This window comes from Novosphingobium aeonii (assembly GCF_052279045.1).
Taxonomy (GTDB): Bacteria; Pseudomonadota; Alphaproteobacteria; order Sphingomonadales; family Sphingomonadaceae; genus Novosphingobium.
In genome coordinates, this window is record NZ_CP176832.1 from 1,734,636 (window position 1) to 1,749,857 (window position 15,222).

Sequence of the window (15,222 nt, forward strand, 5' to 3'; positions counted from 1 at the left end):
CTGAGTGCGATGGCGGCGCTTCAATCCGCGCTGCCTTGGTACGATATCTGGCGTATCACAGCTTCGGAAGGTCACCATGTCCAGCGCCGCCGCCAACGCTATCGCCACCGTTTCGCTTCGCGGGACGCTTGAGGAAAAGCTCAGGGCCGCGGCCGACGCCGGGTTCGACAGTGTGGAGATTTTCGAGAACGACCTGATCGGTTCGGCCCTGCGCCCGGCAGACGTGCGCAAGCTGATGACCGACCTCGGCATCCACTGTTCGCTCTACCAGCCGTTCCGCGATTTCGAGGGGATGCCCGGCGAGATGCGGGGCCGTGCCATGGACCGGGCCGAGCGCAAGTTCGACCTCATGGGCGAACTGGGCACTGACCGCATTCTCGTATGCTCCAACTGCTCGCCCCATGCGCTGGGCGAGCGCCAGCGCATCGTCGACGACTTCCGCGAACTGGGCGACAGGGCCGCCGCGCGTGGCATCCTCGTCGGCTACGAGGCGTTGGCCTGGGGCCGCCACGTCAACGATCACCGCGATGTCTGGTCCATCGTCAGGCAGGTGGACCATCCGGCGGTCGGCATCATCCTCGACAGCTTCCACTCGCTGTCGCGCCGTATCCCGAACGAGAGCATCCGCGACATTCCGGGCGACAAGATCGTCTACGTCCAGCTTGCCGACGCGCCGCTGCTCGACATGGACCTGCTTTACTGGAGCCGGCATTTCCGCAACCTGCCGGGGCAGGGCGGGCTGGACCTGCCGGGCTACGTCGCCGAAATTCTGCGTACCGGCTATGACGGCCCGCTCTCGCTCGAAATCTTCAACGACCGCTTTCGCGCGATTTCCTCGCGCCTCGTGGCGCAGGACGGGCACCGCTCGCTCGAATACGTGCGCGATGCGGCAAGGCGCCTGCTTGGCCAGCCGACCACGATGCCCGCACCGCAGCCGCCGCTCGGCGCCGAATTCGTCGAGTTCACCGCCACCGGCGACGACACCGCGCGGCTGGGCGAGACTTTCGAAACGCTCGGCTTCTCGCATATCGGCACTCACCGCGCCAAGAAGGTGACGCGCTGGCGGCAGGGCAATGTCAACCTCGTCATCAATGCCGAGCCCAAGGGTTTCGCCAAGTCCTATCGCATCGTCCACGGCACTTCGATCTGTGCCATCGGGGTGCGGGTTAAGGACGCCGCCGCGGTGATGGAGCGCGCCGCCGCGCTCGGCATCCGTGCCTATAGCCCCGAGGGCCGCCCCGGCCGCATGGCCATGCCCGCGCTGCGCGGCGTCGGCGGCAGCCTCGTCTATCTGGTCGAGGATGACGGCGCCGAGGCGCTCTGGGCGCGCGAGTTCGAGGCGGTGCCGGTGGAGGACCTCACCGACGATGCCCGCGCCCGCTCGATCGACCACCTTGCCGCCGTGGTCCACAATGACGAATTCCTGTCCTGGCAGCTTTACTGGCGCGCCCTGTTCGGCCTCGAAGGACGCGACGCCAACGACGTGATCGACCCTTCCGGCCTCGTCCACAGCCAGGCGCTGCAATCGCCGGACGGAGGCTTCCGCCTCACCCTCAACGCCTCGGACGCGCGCGAGACGCTGTCCTCGCGCTTCCTTGCGCAGGGCATGGGCGGCGGTTTCCAGCATGTTGCGCTCGCCAGCGACGACCTGCTCGCCACGGCGGCTGTCGTCCGCGCGCGGGGGGCGGCGATGCTGGATATCCCGGAGAACTATTACGACGATCTCGTCGCCCGCTTCGGGTTCGACGGCAAGGCCGCCGCGCGCATGGAACAGGCCGGCGTGCTCTATGACGAGGACGGCGCCGGCAATGCCTATCGCCAGCTTTACAGCCGGGCGTTCGACAAGCTGTTCTTCTTCGAATTCGTCGAGCGCGGCGGGACTTACACGGGCTACGGCGCGCCGAATGCCGGGATCAGGCTGGCGGCGCAGAACCGGTTTCGTGCGGTGGAAGAGGTGGCCGAGTAAGAGCAAAGTCCTGGGGGCTATCCCCCAGACCCTCGGAATGTCAGCGCCGCGCGCGATTTACTTGCGGCGCAGCCAGTAAGTCTTCCGACGCAAGGGGGGCGCGGCCGGATAGTGCAGGGGGCTATGCTCCCCTGCTTTTCCTTTTCCTTAAACTGCCTGACTGGCCGCCGCGAAGTCCGCGAGCATGCGCTCGGTGTCAGGCTCCCGCCCGGTGAAGCGCGCGAAGGCGTGCGCGGCCTGCATCACCGCCATGCCGCCGCCGTTCAGCGTCGCGCAGCCGATGGCCTTCGCGGCCTTGAGCAGTTCGGTTTCCAGCGGGAAATAGATCACGTCCGAAACCCACATGTCGCGCGTCAGCAGGGCCGGGTCGAAGGGCAGGCCGGGGTGGCTCTCCATGCCCACGGGCGAGCATTGCACCACGCCGTCCACGCCCGCGATCGCCTCTGCGGCCGAACCTGCCGCGATCACTTCCGCGTCGGGAAACAGCGCGGCAAGGCGCCGGGCCAGCGCCTCTGCGCGCTGCGTTGCGGGGTCGAAGATCGCCAGCCGCTCGGCGCCCAGGTCGAGGTGGGCATAGCCCACCGCCGAAGCCGCGCCGCCCGCGCCGACCATGGCCACGCGCTTGCGCGGCAGCACGCCCAGCGAGGCGAGGAAGCTGGCGCGGTAGCCGGACCAGTCGGTATTGTCGCCGATCAGGCGGCCGCCGCGCAGCAGCACGGTGTTGACCGCGCCGAGCTTGGCGGCCGCTTCCGAAAGCTCGTCCATCAGCGGCACGACCGCCTGCTTGAAGGGGTGGGTGACATTGGTGCCGTCAAACCCCAGGGCGGCCATGGTCTTCAGGAAAGTGCCGAGGTCATCCGCGCCGAAGCCGATCACGTCGCTGTCGAGGATGCGGTAGACCAGCGGCAGGCCCAGCGCCCTCGCTTCGGTTTCGTGCATCGCCGGGCTGCGCGAACCGCCGATGCCGGAGCCGATCAGGCCGCAGAGAATGGTCGAGCGCGCGGGGCCCGTGACGGCGACGGGAGACTGAAGCATGATCTTGGTCCTTGGGTAGGGAGGAAGGCTTAACGCTCGGCGGGCATCCGGATCAGGGTGACGGCCAGTCCGGCCAGTACCGCCGGGACCGCGAAGATCGCGAAGATCGCCGCCAGCGGAACCTTCTCGGCCAGCAGGACGCCGCCCAGCATCGGCCCGATCACCGCGCCGATACGGCCCACGCCCATCGCCCAGCCGAGCCCGGTGCTGCGCACTTGCGGCGGGTAGAAGCTGGTGGCGAGCGGGTAGCAGCCGTTGAAGCCGCCCTGGATGAAGGCGCCGATGAAGAAGGCGGTCAGCAGCGTCGCGGCGATCGTCATGGAAACCGCGCCGAACACGACGAGGGCGACGGCGGCCAGAACCATGTAGAGCAGGATCAGGCGGCGCAGGTCGATGCGGCTGGCGATCAGGCCGATCGACGTGATGCCGATGAAGGCGCCGATGTTGTAGACCGCGCCGGCGTAGATTGCCTGGGTGGCGGGCAGGCCCGCCTCGACGGCGAGCTTGGGAATCCAGCTGATGACGAAGTAGAGCGTCATGAAACCGAAGATCGTCGCGGTCCAGAGGAGGATCGTTCCCGAAGTGCGGCCTTCGCCGAGCACGCCGCGCAGGCCGACGGAGTGGGCTTCGGCGACGCGGCGCTCAGGCAGGGCTTCCAGCGTCGGGCGGCCAAGCGAGGCCAGCAGGCGATTGGCCTTGGCGAGTGCGCCCCTGGGCTGGTGAGCGAGCAGGAAATCGACCGATTCGGGCAGCATCGCCCAGACCAGCGGCAGCGCCAGCAGGCAGAGGGTGGCGGCGCCCAGCAGCATGGCCTGCCAGCCGTGGTTGTCGATCTGATGGGCGACGATGAAACCGGTGATCGTCGCGCCGACCGGGTATCCGGCCTGCAGGAAGCCCACCGCGAAAGTGCGGTGCTTGGCAGGCGCATATTCGGCGGTCAGCGCGGCCATGCTGGCCAGCACGGTGCCGATGCCGATGCCGACCAGGAAGCGCGAGGCGATCAGTTCGGCGATCGAGCCGGCAATCGCCGATCCGAACATCGCCACCGTCATCATCACCAGCGAGGCGATGATGAGCTTGCGGCGGCCGAACTTGTCGGCCAGCGGCGCGATCAGCAGTCCGCCTGCGGCCATGCCGGCGAGGCTGGAGCTGAAGACGACGCCCAGGCTCTCGGGATTGACCTTCCAGTCGGCGGAAAGGGCGGGGGCGACGTAGGACAGGATGAGCACGTCCATCCCGTCGAGCATGTTGAGGAGGAAGCAGATGGCGACCACAAGCACCTGCCGCGCGGTCCAGCCGTCGACGTTCTGCGAGGCGCTCTCGCCCACCGTCACGTAAGGACGCACGGATACCGATCCGGCGGCGGAATAGCTGGCCATGGTAACGCCTTTCCCATCCTCAGCGGCGCTTGGCTGCGCCTGTTGTCGTCCGGCGGCCCGGCGCCGGGACTGTATGAACCTTGCGGGCATCTTCACGGTGTTTGATCCCGGGGTGCATTGCCAGACATCACGACGATGTGACTTATAGCGTTATGTTATGGCCTATAACTCTTGGCAGGTTCATCAGTATGTTGCGGGCGATCTCCTCGAAGGTCTCCCCCACGAGAGTGCGCGCCACGTCGAGGTTGCGGCTGACGTAGACCGGCAGCACGCCGGGCGACTCGAATTCCAGGAAGCGCACGGTGTCCGCGTGGGGCTGCATGGCGGTGAAGCTGTCCACCAGCGCGATGCCCATGCCCTGCGCCACGAAGGCCACGGCGGTTTCGGCGAAACGGATATAGGTGGCGATGTCCAGTTCCTCGCCCGCATCCGCATACATCCGGGCGATGATCCGGCCGTGCGGAGTGTCTTCCCGGAATGACTGGATGCGCTCGCCCCCGAGGTCGGCCACGGTGATCCGCTCGCGTTCGGCAAGGCGGTGCCCGGCGGGCACGGCGCAGACCATGCGGCCGGCGCCGATGCGGCTGGAAAGCACGTTGGGATGGTCGATGGGGAACACCGTCAACGCATAGTCGCCGCGCTGAAGTGCCAGCCAGTCGTCCGCCTGCTCCACCGAGAGAATGTCGAACTGGATGGTGAGGCCGGGATAATTGGCGGTCAGCCGAGAGAGCATCTGCGGCACCACCGAATGCCCCAGCGACGGAGAGGCGCCGACCCTGAACGTGCGGTCCTCCCCCTTGGCGAGGCGGCGGACGACGTGTTCCAGATCGTTGAAGCCCTTGTAGATCTGCTCGATCTCCTCGAACAGCACGCGGGCTTCGGACGTGGGCACCAGCCGTCCGCGCGTACGGTCGAACAGGCGGAAGTGGAGCTTGTCCTCCATGTGGCCGAGCATGCGGCTGAGGCCGGGCTGCGAGGTGCCCAGCATGCGCGCGGCGCCGCTCACCGTCTTGGTAATCATTACCGCGCGGAAGATCTCGATCTGCCTGATGGTCAGCATCGCTAGCGGCTAGCACGGCGCCGGTCCTGCGCCAACGGGGCAAAAGCAGGGCGATCGGGCGGCTTGCGATGCCTCCCCCGCCGCCTGCGGGGCCTTGCGATGCTTGCCCCGCAGGCGGCGGCCGTGCGATGAGGGCGGCAATCACTTTGTTTCCCGAACGGAAAGACATGGCAAAAGAAACAGGCAGCGCGCGAGCAGGCTCGCCGCTGGAACTGACACTGCGCGGCGTGCTGCTGGGCGGCGTGATCACGCTGCTGTTCACGGCGGCCAACGTCTATCTCGGCCTGAAGGTGGGCCTGACTTTCGCGACCTCGATCCCGGCCGCCGTCATCTCGATGGCGATCCTGCGCGGCTTCAAGGATTCGACGATCTTCGAGAACAACATCGTCCAGACCGTGGCGAGCGCGGCGGGCACGCTGGCGGCGATCATCTTCGTGCTGCCCGGCCTCGTCATGATCGGTTACTGGCAGGGCTTCCCATATTGGACGACGGCGGCGATCACCGGCACGGGCGGCATTCTCGGCGTGCTGTTCTCGGTGCCGCTGCGCCGCGCGCTGGTGATCGACACGCCGCTTCCCTATCCCGAGGGCCATGCCGCTGCCGAAGTGCTGCGCGTGGGTTCCGAATCGCGCGAAGGGGCCGAGGAAAGCGCCAAGGGCCTTTCGGTGCTCTTGTGGAATGCGCTGGCTTCGGCCGGTTTCGCGATCCTCACGCAGACGCGCCTTGCCGTTGCCGAAGCCTCGCTCTGGTTCCGGGCGGGGCCGGGGGCCACCGGCATTTCCGGGGGCCTGTCCTTCGCGCTGATGGGCGTGGGCCACCTCGTGGGCATCTCGGTGGGCATGGCGATGTTCCTCGGTCTCGTCGTCGGCTGGTGGGTGCTCCTGCCGATGCTGACCGCGCAGAACCCGCTGCCGGGCGGCGCGGAAGTCTGGGCGACCACGGTGTTTTCCGAGAATGTGCGCTTCTTCGGCGCAGGCGTGATCGGCGTTGCGGCGGTCTGGACCCTGCTGCGGATCGCCGGTCCGGTGATCGGCGGCGTGCGTTCGGCCATGGCGGCCAGCCGTGCGCGCCATGCCGGAACGGTGCTGGCGGTGGAGGAGCGCGACCTGCCGATCTCGATCGTGTTCGTGGGCTCGCTGGCCATGCTGGTGCCGATCGCGGTGCTGCTGTGGAGCGTGATCGGCAGCGGGCCGCTGGCCGGTTCGGAAATGCTGCTGATCTTTGGCGCGCTGCTGTTCATCCTCGTGATCGGCCTGCTCATCGCGGCGGTCTGCGGCTACATGGCGGGGCTGATCGGCGCGTCGAATTCGCCGGTTTCCGGCATCGGCATCCTTTCCGTGGTCGCCGCCTCGCTCATGCTGGTCGGCCTGTTCGGCCGGGGGCAGGGCGCCGAGACGACCGATGCGCTGGTCGCCTATGCGCTGATCGTCACCGGCATCGTCTTCGGCGTGGCGACAATCTCCAACGACAACCTCCAGGATCTCAAGACCGGGCAACTCATCGGCGCTACGCCGTGGAAGCAGCAGGTGGCGCTGGTGATCGGCGTGGTGTTCGGCTCGCTGGTGATCCCGCCGGTGCTGGACCTGCTGAACACCGCCTTCGGCTTTGCCGGAGCGGCCAATGCCGGGCCGAATGCGCTGCCCGCGCCGCAGGCGGCGCTGATCTCGACCCTGGCCAAGGGCGTGCTGGGCGGCAATCTCAACTGGACGATGATTGGCTGGGGTGCTGCGGCGGGCGTGGTGTTCGTCGCGCTGGACGAAGTGCTGGGGCTGATGGGCCGCCTGCGCCTGCCGCCCCTTGGCGTCGGGATCGGCATCTACCTGCCGATGAGCGTGATCCTGCCGACGGTGATCGGCTCGGTGCTGGGCTTCTTCTACGACCGCTGGGCCAGGCAGCAGCGCGACCCGGAATTCGCCGAGCGCATGGGCGTGCTGACCGCTACCGGCCTGATCGTGGGCGAGAGCCTTTGGGGCGTGGGCTTTGCGGGCATCGTCGCGGCTTCGGGCAGCGACGCACCGCTGGCACTGGTGGGCGACGGTTTCGCCGGGCCGGCGCTGACAGGCGGCACGGTGCTGTTCTTCGCGCTGGTCTACATGCTCTATGCCCGCACGCGCAGGCTGGTCACCTCGGCCTGATCGGAAAGGTTGCGGGGCTCCGCGAAGGGAGCCCCGCAACTTTCAAGAGATCACGGCTTCAATAGATATCGCGGCGATAGAGCCCGGCTTCGGCCATCGCTTCCACCCTTTCGTCGCCCAGCGCACGGCGCAAGGCGTCGTCAACCGCCGGTGCCATGCCCTGAAGGCTGCCGCAGACGAGGATCGCGGCGCCGTTTTCCACCCAGTCCCGCAGGTCCGCCTCGGCTTCGGCCAGCAGGTGCTGCACATAGCGCCCGCAGTCCGCATCGCGCGACCATGCGCGGTCGAGGCGGGTGAGCGTGCCGTCCGCCAGCCAGCCGTCCACTTCGCCCGGAAGCAGGGCGTCATGCGCGCGGCTGCGTTCGCCGAACAGCAGCCAGTGGCCGCCGCGTCCCTCGGCGCGGGACTGGCGCAAGTGGCCGCGCAGCCCGGCAAGGCCGGTGCCGTTGCCGATCAGGATCAGGCGGCGCCCCCCGGCGGGAGCGTGGAAGCCCTCGTTGGCGCGCAGGCGAAGCGAGACTGCGCCGCCCGGCGAAGCGAAATGCGTCAGCCAGCCGGAACCGAGACCCAGCGTGCCGTCCGTTCGTTCCACCTGGCGGACCAGCAGGTCGAGGCTGCCGTCGCCGGGGACCGATGCGATCGAGTATTCGCGGTGCGGCAGGGGACGGAGCGCGGCCACGAGTTCCCCGGCGCTTTCCACCAGGTGGTCGGGAATGAGCGCGCGGGAGAGGTGATCGGCCAGGGACTTGCCCTCCACCTCGACATCGCGGCCCAGCCCGCAGGCCGAAAGGTAGGCGGCGATGCGCGCGGGATCGTTGGCGCCGGGCAGGACTTCGGCGATGTCACCCGCCTGCCATGACGGCATCGGACCGGTAGCGGGCCTGATGCTGACGAGGAAGGCAGGGCCTCCGGCGCTGCCCGGGTTGAGCAGGCGGCGTTCGGCAAGCTGCCAGTTCTCGTAAGCGGCGGGCTCCCAGTCCGGCATGTCGGGTTCGGCGCCGAGCGCGGCGAGTTGCTGCTGCCACTGGCGCTGGGCGTCGATATCCTCGCCGTTCACTTCCACCATGTCGAACAGGCGCCGCGCGCCGCCGGCATGGAGCCAGCGGTCAACGGAATGGCCGAAGGCGCAGAACTCGGGATATTCGCGGTCGCCCAGGGCGAGGACGGCATATTCGAGGTGTTCGGCGCCGGGCGGGGTCGCCATCGCCTGACGGGCGAAGCGGCGCGCCGGGTCGGGCGGTTCGCCTTCGCCATAAGTGCTGACCACGAAGAGCGCGCGATCGACATCGGAGAGCAGCGCATCGTCCACTGCCGAAAGCGGCACGACCCGGGCGCCGCCAAGCGCGGCGGCGGTCTGGCGGGCAAGGCGTTCGGCGCCGCCGGTCTGGCTGGCGAAGGCGACAAGCAGGTCGCCGGTAGCGGCGGACAGGGCGGGCTGGGCCTCCACCACTTCCCTGAGCGACCGTTTCTTGCGGCGGCGCACAAGGTAGAGCAGCAGTCCGGTAACGGTGAAAAGCGGCATCGTCAGGCTGGTCAGCAGGAGCAGGATGCGTCCGCCGATGCCGAAGAAGGCGCCGCGATGCAGTTCGTACATGCTGGTGGTGATGACCTTGCCCAGGCTGCGCCGGTCGTAGCGGTCGGCCTTGACCAGTTTGCCGTCGGCAAGATCGACCTTGATGTCGTCGGTCATGCGGTCATGCCGGGCATCTTCCAGCAGCACCCGGAACGTGGCCGTTTCCTTGCCGTCCTCTGGCATGGAAATGGAGATCGACCGATAGCGGCCGTCCATCGCGGCCAGCACCGTGGGCCAGGCGCGGGCCAGGCTGGGCACAGGGGTTTCCTTTGCGGCTTCCTTCGCGCCTTCCTTGCCGTTCGCGCCGCCGCCATGCCCGCTTTCCTCGCGGCTGGTCTTGCCGGTGAGTGCGTAGAGCACGCCCTGCCGGTACCAGTCGTAGGACCACCAGAGCCCGGTCAGCGCGCTCAGCAGATAGACGAGCGCCACCCAGCCGCCGATCACGGCATGCAGCGCGCGGTAAAGGTTGCGGCCGCTCTTGCGCAGGTCCAGCACCAGCCATGCGCGCCAGTCGAACGTGCGGCGGGGCCAGCGCAAGTAGAGGCCGGAAATCGCGAAGAACACCAGCGAGATCGCGGAGAAGGCGGTGATCTGGCGGCCGATCCCGTTGCCGCCGCCCGGCAGCGCGAGCCAGCGGTGCAGGTCCTCCACCGTGCGGAAGAAGCCGGTGCCGCTGGGCTGTCCCAGCAGGATGCCGCTGCGCGGGTCCACGTAGCTGCGCTCGCCGCGCCGCTCCTTGCCCTGCGCGGCGAACTGGACCTGCCAGGCGGCCTCGGGGTCGTGCTCGGCGGTCAGCCGCTCGACCTTGAGACCGGCGCGCTGCGCGGAGGCGCGGGCGATCACCTCGTCAGGGGAAAGCGCCGGGCCCTTACCGGGGGAAAGGGTGACGATGCCCGGGCTGAGCAGGCGCATGATCTCGTTCTCGAAGCTCAGCGTGGCGCCGGTCACGCCCATCAGCGCGAGCACGAAGCCGGCGGTGATTCCGAGGAACCAGTGAATCTGAAACAGTACCTGCCGCGTCACGTCTTCGCTTCCCGCTTGATCTTGCCGGGGCCGCCCACCGGCCCCTCGGGAAAGCGCGTGCCGTTCGGCCTCTGGACTTTCGCAAGTCTTCCCTCGAGGGAGCTTCGCTAATGCGATCAACTTGCAATAGCAACAGAGATTTCATTCGTTTGCAGGAGCGGCGCGCGCGGACCTTCGCAAGGCGCGCCGCTCCTGCCTTCAGGCCGCGACGGGGCGGGCACATTCTCGCGCAAGATCGAGCACGTCGGCGGCAAGGCGGTCCACTTGTGCCGGGTCGGCGTCCCACGCGAACATGAAGCGGGCACCGCCGCCGATGAAGGTGTAGAAGCGCCAGCCGCGCGCGCGCAGTCCATCCAGAACCGGTTCGGGCGCGGAGAGGAACACGGCGTTGGCATCGACCGGGAAGATCAGTTCCAGCCCGGCCACACCCGCGAAGGCATCCGCAAGGCGGCGGGCGCAGCCATTGGCATGGCGCGCGTTCGCCAGCCATGCGCCGCTTTCGAGCACGCCGATCCACGGCGCCGAGAGGTAGCGCATCTTCGAGGCGAGCTGCCCGGCCTGCTTGCAGCGGTAGGAGAAGTCTTCCGACAGCGTGCGGTCGAAGAAGATGACCGCTTCGCCCACGGCCATGCCGTTCTTGGTGCCGCCGAAGCAGAGCACGTCCACGCCGGCCTGCCAGGTGATCTCGGCGGGGGTGCAGTCCAGCGCCGCGCAGGCATGGGCGAAGCGGGCGCCGTCCATGTGCAGCTTCAGCCCGAGCGCGCGGCAGGTGGCGGAGATCGCCTCGATTTCGGCCACGGAATAGACCTGCCCGGTCTCGGTCGGCTGGGTGATGGTGACGACGCGCGGCTTGGGGAAGTGGATGTCCGACCGGCCGGTGGCGAGCGCGCGAATGGCCTCCGGCGTCAGCTTGCCGTCGGCGCTCTGGGCGACCAGCAGCTTGGACCCGTTCGAGAAGAACTCCGGCGCGCCGCATTCGTCGGTCTCGACGTGGGCGGAGGAGGAGCAGATCACCGAGTGATAGGACTGGCACAGCGCGGCAAGCGCCAGCGAGTTGGCGGCAGTGCCGTTGAAGGCGAAATAGACGTCGCAATCGGTGGCGAACAGCGCGCGGAAGGCGTCGGCGGCGCGGCGCGTCCATTCATCCTCGCCGTAAGCGGTGGCCGAGCCGGTATTGGCCAGCTCCATCGCGGACCAGGCCTCGGGGCAGATTCCGGCATAATTGTCGCTGGCGAATTGCTGGGCCGGGGCGGGACGGATCTGGGACATGCGGTATTTCCTTCTGGGCTCGGCGAGCCGGGAGGAAAATGACGGCGATGCAGCTGGAAAACCCGTTTGTTGCCGGTCCGGCCACATCCCTTCGCATGTCTGCGAAGGTACCACCTTGCTCGGGAGCAGGTTGGTGCCGGGCATTATCCCGACTCTTGATGCTGGGGCGTCTGCTAGGCCGATCCCGGTCCGCCGTCAATCGGAAGACGGGCCGGACCATCAATCGGAGAACGGTTCCGGCGATTTCGAGCAGGGGTATCAGCAGGAAGGCTGACTCGACGCGGAGCCCCGGCCTTCGTAGGTTTTTCCCGTCGCTTCCGGCACTTCGCCGGGCGGTTCGGCAAGACAGCTAGGAACATGGGGCGGACATTCGACGCGAGATCATCCGGCCTGAGCCGGGCGCGCCAGGCGCTGCTGATCACCGATCCAAACCGGCTGATCGGCTATGGCCGCCTGATGACCGCGATCTTCGCGGTGATCGCGATCTATCTCGATCCCACGCAGCCCGGCCGTTACCGGCACGAGGCGCAGGACGTGCTGGCGATCTACCTCGTCATGGCGATCCTGCTGGTGGCGGTGCCGATCCGCAAGCCGGTGGACAGCCCGGTCCACTTCGCCGTTCACGTCCTGGATACCGCGATCCTCGGCTGGCTGGCGTTCCTCACCAACGAACTGACCAGCCCGTTCTTCTCGTTTCTGCCCTTTGCGCTGCTGGCGATGGCGGTGCGCTGGGGGTTCGCGGGCGCGATCGTCGGCGCGGTCATGCTGGAGATGGTGCTGTTCGCGGTCGGCATTCCCGACATTCTCGACGGTGAATCCGAACTCAACGTGCTCATCATCCGGGCGGCCTACTTCCTGGTCTGCGCGGTGATGCTCGGCTATTTCGGGGCTTACCGCGAAAGCAGCCGCGAACGGCTGGCGCGGCTGGCGAGCTGGCCAATGGATGCCGGGTTCGGCGACCGGCGCGGCTGGCTGTCCGAACTGTGCCGCCATGCCGCCACCGTCACCGGCTGCGAAAGCCTGATCCTGATCTGGCGCGAGCAGGACGAGCCGACCGGCTTCATCGCCCATTGGCGCAAGCAGGGGCTCGACCTGCGGCCGCTGGACCGCGCCAATTTCCGCAGCGCCTTTTCCGAGGCGCGGCTCGACTTCATGGACCGCACGCGGGCCAGCCAGCTTGGACCGGACGAGATGCTGGCGCTTACGCTCATGCTCGGCGGGCTGGGCCTGCCGCGTCCGCGTTCGCACGACTATGCGGTGCGTTCCGGCTTTTCCGGGCTGCGGTTCCGCGGGGCGCTGATCCTGGTCGATCCCGAAGGGCGGCCGGAGGACGCGCTGGCGCTCACCGAGATCATCGCCGCGCGCACGGGGTCCGAACTGGAGCATGTCGAACTGGTGGCCCGCCATGCCGACAGCGTCCGTGCCGACGAACGCAGCCGCTTCGCGCAGGACCTGCATGACAGCGTGCTGCAGGACCTGACCGCCACGACGCTCAAGCTGCGCGGGCTGGCGGCGCGCGATCCGGCGGGCGCAAGGGAGCTGGCGGCCGAACTCAAGGACATCGAGGAACTCGTGACCCAGCAGCAGCGGCGCATCCGCAGCTTCGTGGAGGACCAGCGCGATTGCGACGGCGGAGCGCCCACCGACATGGTGGCCGACTTGCGCCGGGAGGCCGACATTCTCGAAAAGAAGTGGGGCGTCACCGTTCTGTTCGACTGGCACGGACGCGCCGCGCAGTTGCCGCGCAGCCTTGTGGACGAGGTGATCCAGCTCTTTTCCGAGGCGACCGCGAACGCCGTGCGCCACGGCGCCGCCACGCAGATCGCGCTGGAGGCGCGGCTGATCGGCAGCGCGCTGGAACTGGGCGTGGCCGACAACGGACGGGGCCTGGGCCCAGCGGCGAACGGGATCGGCCCGGCCTCGCTGCGCAGCCGGGCCATGCAACTGGGCGGCTCGATCGCGCTGGACGACAGCGCAACCGGGCTGCGCGTCACCATGGTCATCCCGCTGGAGGAAGCCGCATGAACATGCCCGCGAGCGCTTGCCGGGTCCTGGTTGCGGACGATCACCCCCTGCTGCTGCGCGGGCTGGCGGACATGCTGCGCGGCACGGGCGAGGTGGACCTGATCGAGGCCACCGGCAGCGGCACGCGCGCTCTGGCGGTGATCAGGGAGAAGCGCCCCGAAGTCGCGGTGCTCGACGTGTCGATGCCCGATGTCGGCGGCCTCGCGATCCTGCGCGCGATCAGCGAGGCGGGCTGGCCGGTCCGGGTCATCTTCCTGTCGGCAACGATGAGCGGGCGGCAGATCGCCGAAGCCATCGCGCTTGGGGTCTGGGGCCTGCTGCTCAAGGACTATGCCGCCAATTCGCTGCTCGACTGCCTGCGCGAGGTGGTGTCCGGCCGCAAGTGGCTGCCGGAGGACCTGGTCGCCAAGGGGCGGCGGGGCGGGGGCGTGGACATCGCCTCCGATATCGGCAACCTCACTCCGCGCGAGCGGGAGATCAGCGCGCTGGTCTGCCGGGGGTTCTCGAACAAGGCGATCGGGGGGATGCTCGGGTCGACCGAGGGGACGGTGAGCATTCACCTCCACAACATCTACCGCAAGCTCGACATTTCCAGCCGCACCACGCTGGCGACGCTGTTCGTGAAGTATCAGGCCCAGCGCAGCGAGCAGGAGTGACCATGGCTGCGCAGCCCCCACCCGCTGCGCAAGGCGGCCGCCTGCGGTTCTGGCTTGGCGTGGTGGTGGGGGCGGCCTTCCTCGCGGTGCTGTGGTCCACGGTGGACATGGCCGCTGTCGGCGCGCTGCTGGTGCGCGCGACATGGCCGCCGCTGGCGCTGGCGCTGCTGGCCTATGCGCTCGACTTCCTGCTGCGGGCGTGGCGGTTCCGGCTGCTGCTCGATCCCGGCGGGCGGGACGTGCCCTTCGCGCCTACGGTGGCGCCTTTCGTGGCAAGCTTCGGCATCAGCGATATCCTGCCCTTTCGCCTTGGCGACGTGTTCCGCGTCTACTGGTTTCACCGCAGGTTCGCACTGCCGGTGGGGCATGTGCTGGGGGCGATGGTGGTGGAGCGCGTGCTCGATCTCGTGTCGATCCTGATGGTTGCCGGCGTGGCCCTGATGCTGGTGGACAGTACGCTTCCCGCCGAGATCGTGGCGCAGTTCCGGCTGGTGCTGGCGGTCGCGGTGATCGCGAGCCTAGCGGTGCTGCTTTCGCCGTCGCTGATCGAGGGGCTGGCCGGCCTGATCGAGCGGAAACTGCCGTTCGCCGCCGCCGCGAAACTGGCGGAAACGGCACGGGCGGTGGCGCGCGCGGTGCGGGGAAGCGGCGGCCCGAAGCGGATCGCGGGGATGGTGCTGCTGTCCTTCGCGCTATGGCTGCTCGAAAGCCTCGTCATGCTGGGGGCATGGGTGAGCCTGGGCGGCAGCGTGACCGAGGGGCTGCGGCCGCTGGTGGCCTTTGCCTTTTCCACGCTGGGCACGCTGGTGCCGGCGCTGCCGGGGCATTTCGGTTCCTACGAATTCTTCGGGATGCTTTCCTACCGGGCGGTAGGTGTCGGCGCCGAGCAGGCCACCGCGACGATCCTGCTGGCGCATCTCATGCTCTGGCTGCCGACCGCACTGTTCGCACTCGGCTGGCTGGCAGCCGCACGAACCGGCTCCCCGCTGCGGCTGCTGAGAGCAGGCTGAGCTGGATACAGCGACTGGATTGCGCCCCTTCTTGCCGTTCAATTGAGCATTTGCGGGCGCATAACCGGACATTCCGCTTATCACCGGTGCT

Annotated in this window: 10 protein-coding genes and 1 riboswitch; of the genes, 5 read left to right on the top strand and 5 right to left on the bottom strand. The window is 68.2% G+C overall.

The annotated features are described in order from the left end of the window. Positions 1-76: 76 nt before the first annotated feature. Positions 77-1,966 (top strand): bifunctional sugar phosphate isomerase/epimerase/4-hydroxyphenylpyruvate dioxygenase family protein, encoded by a 1,890-nt coding sequence (locus ACLIMP_RS08670; protein ID WP_443477771.1) that lies wholly within the window; start codon positions 77-79, stop codon positions 1,964-1,966. Positions 1,967-2,113: 147 nt separating this feature from the next. On the opposite strand, the gene ACLIMP_RS08675 is transcribed toward ACLIMP_RS08670, so the two are convergent. The 3 genes from ACLIMP_RS08675 to ACLIMP_RS08685 all read right to left on the bottom strand — a co-directional run bounded on the left by ACLIMP_RS08675 (position 2,114) and on the right by ACLIMP_RS08685 (position 5,440). After that, entirely contained in the window at positions 2,114-3,001 is an 888-nt protein-coding gene (locus ACLIMP_RS08675) for a shikimate dehydrogenase (RefSeq protein WP_054441213.1), read from the bottom strand. 29 nt (positions 3,002-3,030) lie between these two features. Beyond that, a complete protein-coding gene (locus ACLIMP_RS08680; RefSeq protein WP_324698785.1) occupies positions 3,031-4,380 on the bottom strand; it encodes an MFS transporter in 1,350 nt (449 codons plus the stop codon). A gap of 142 nt (positions 4,381-4,522) precedes the next feature. Continuing rightward, the gene (locus tag ACLIMP_RS08685; RefSeq protein WP_054441217.1) at positions 4,523-5,440 is read right to left on the bottom strand and encodes a LysR family transcriptional regulator; all 918 of its coding nucleotides are present in this window, start codon (positions 5,438-5,440) and stop codon (positions 4,523-4,525) included. Between the two features lie 167 nt (positions 5,441-5,607). On the opposite strand from ACLIMP_RS08685, the gene ACLIMP_RS08690 reads away from it, so the two are divergent. Next, complete coding sequence (locus ACLIMP_RS08690; protein ID WP_185997717.1) at positions 5,608-7,575, top strand: OPT family oligopeptide transporter; 1,968 nt, start codon at positions 5,608-5,610, stop codon at positions 7,573-7,575. 58 nt (positions 7,576-7,633) lie between these two features. On the opposite strand, the gene ACLIMP_RS08695 is transcribed toward ACLIMP_RS08690, so the two are convergent. Beyond that, positions 7,634-10,171, bottom strand: coding sequence for a sulfite reductase flavoprotein subunit alpha (locus tag ACLIMP_RS08695; RefSeq protein ID WP_324698786.1), 2,538 nt, complete (start codon positions 10,169-10,171; stop codon positions 7,634-7,636). A 198-nt stretch (positions 10,172-10,369) separates the two neighbouring features. Further along, a complete protein-coding gene (locus ACLIMP_RS08700) occupies positions 10,370-11,440 on the bottom strand; it encodes a threonine aldolase family protein (RefSeq protein WP_443477772.1) in 1,071 nt (356 codons plus the stop codon). 55 nt (positions 11,441-11,495) lie between these two features. Continuing rightward, positions 11,496-11,607, bottom strand: a riboswitch (SAM-I-IV-variant riboswitch). Positions 11,608-11,797: 190 nt separating this feature from the next. Here ACLIMP_RS08700 and ACLIMP_RS08705 point away from each other — a divergent pair. The 3 genes from ACLIMP_RS08705 to ACLIMP_RS08715 are packed head-to-tail and all read left to right on the top strand — an operon-like array spanning position 11,798 to position 15,131. Then, positions 11,798-13,465 carry a sensor histidine kinase gene (locus tag ACLIMP_RS08705; RefSeq protein WP_054441221.1) on the top strand — a complete coding sequence of 556 codons (1,668 nt, stop codon included), beginning with the start codon at positions 11,798-11,800 and terminating at the stop codon, positions 13,463-13,465. Continuing rightward, positions 13,462-14,121: a response regulator transcription factor gene (locus ACLIMP_RS08710; protein WP_324698788.1), complete on the top strand. Its 660-nt coding sequence runs from the start codon at positions 13,462-13,464 to the stop codon at positions 14,119-14,121. Before ACLIMP_RS08705 ends, ACLIMP_RS08710 begins: the two co-directional genes overlap by 4 nt. Positions 14,122-14,123: 2 nt before the next feature. Further along, entirely contained in the window at positions 14,124-15,131 is a 1,008-nt protein-coding gene (locus tag ACLIMP_RS08715; protein ID WP_185997714.1) for a lysylphosphatidylglycerol synthase transmembrane domain-containing protein, read from the top strand. Positions 15,132-15,222: the final 91 nt, after the last annotated feature.

Coding starts and splice junctions, on each gene's coding strand:
- ACLIMP_RS08685 (WP_054441217.1), bottom strand. CDS start 5,440: ATGCTGACCATCAGGCAGATCGAGATCTTCCGCGCGGTAATGATTACC.
- ACLIMP_RS08700 (WP_443477772.1), bottom strand. CDS start 11,440: ATGTCCCAGATCCGTCCCGCCCCGGCCCAGCAATTCGCCAGCGACAAT.
- ACLIMP_RS08670 (WP_443477771.1), top strand. CDS start 77: ATGTCCAGCGCCGCCGCCAACGCTATCGCCACCGTTTCGCTTCGCGGG.
- ACLIMP_RS08705 (WP_054441221.1), top strand. CDS start 11,798: ATGGGGCGGACATTCGACGCGAGATCATCCGGCCTGAGCCGGGCGCGC.
- ACLIMP_RS08675 (WP_054441213.1), bottom strand. CDS start 3,001: ATGCTTCAGTCTCCCGTCGCCGTCACGGGCCCCGCGCGCTCGACCATT.
- ACLIMP_RS08690 (WP_185997717.1), top strand. CDS start 5,608: ATGGCAAAAGAAACAGGCAGCGCGCGAGCAGGCTCGCCGCTGGAACTG.
- ACLIMP_RS08715 (WP_185997714.1), top strand. CDS start 14,124: ATGGCTGCGCAGCCCCCACCCGCTGCGCAAGGCGGCCGCCTGCGGTTC.
- ACLIMP_RS08710 (WP_324698788.1), top strand. CDS start 13,462: ATGAACATGCCCGCGAGCGCTTGCCGGGTCCTGGTTGCGGACGATCAC.
- ACLIMP_RS08680 (WP_324698785.1), bottom strand. CDS start 4,380: ATGGCCAGCTATTCCGCCGCCGGATCGGTATCCGTGCGTCCTTACGTG.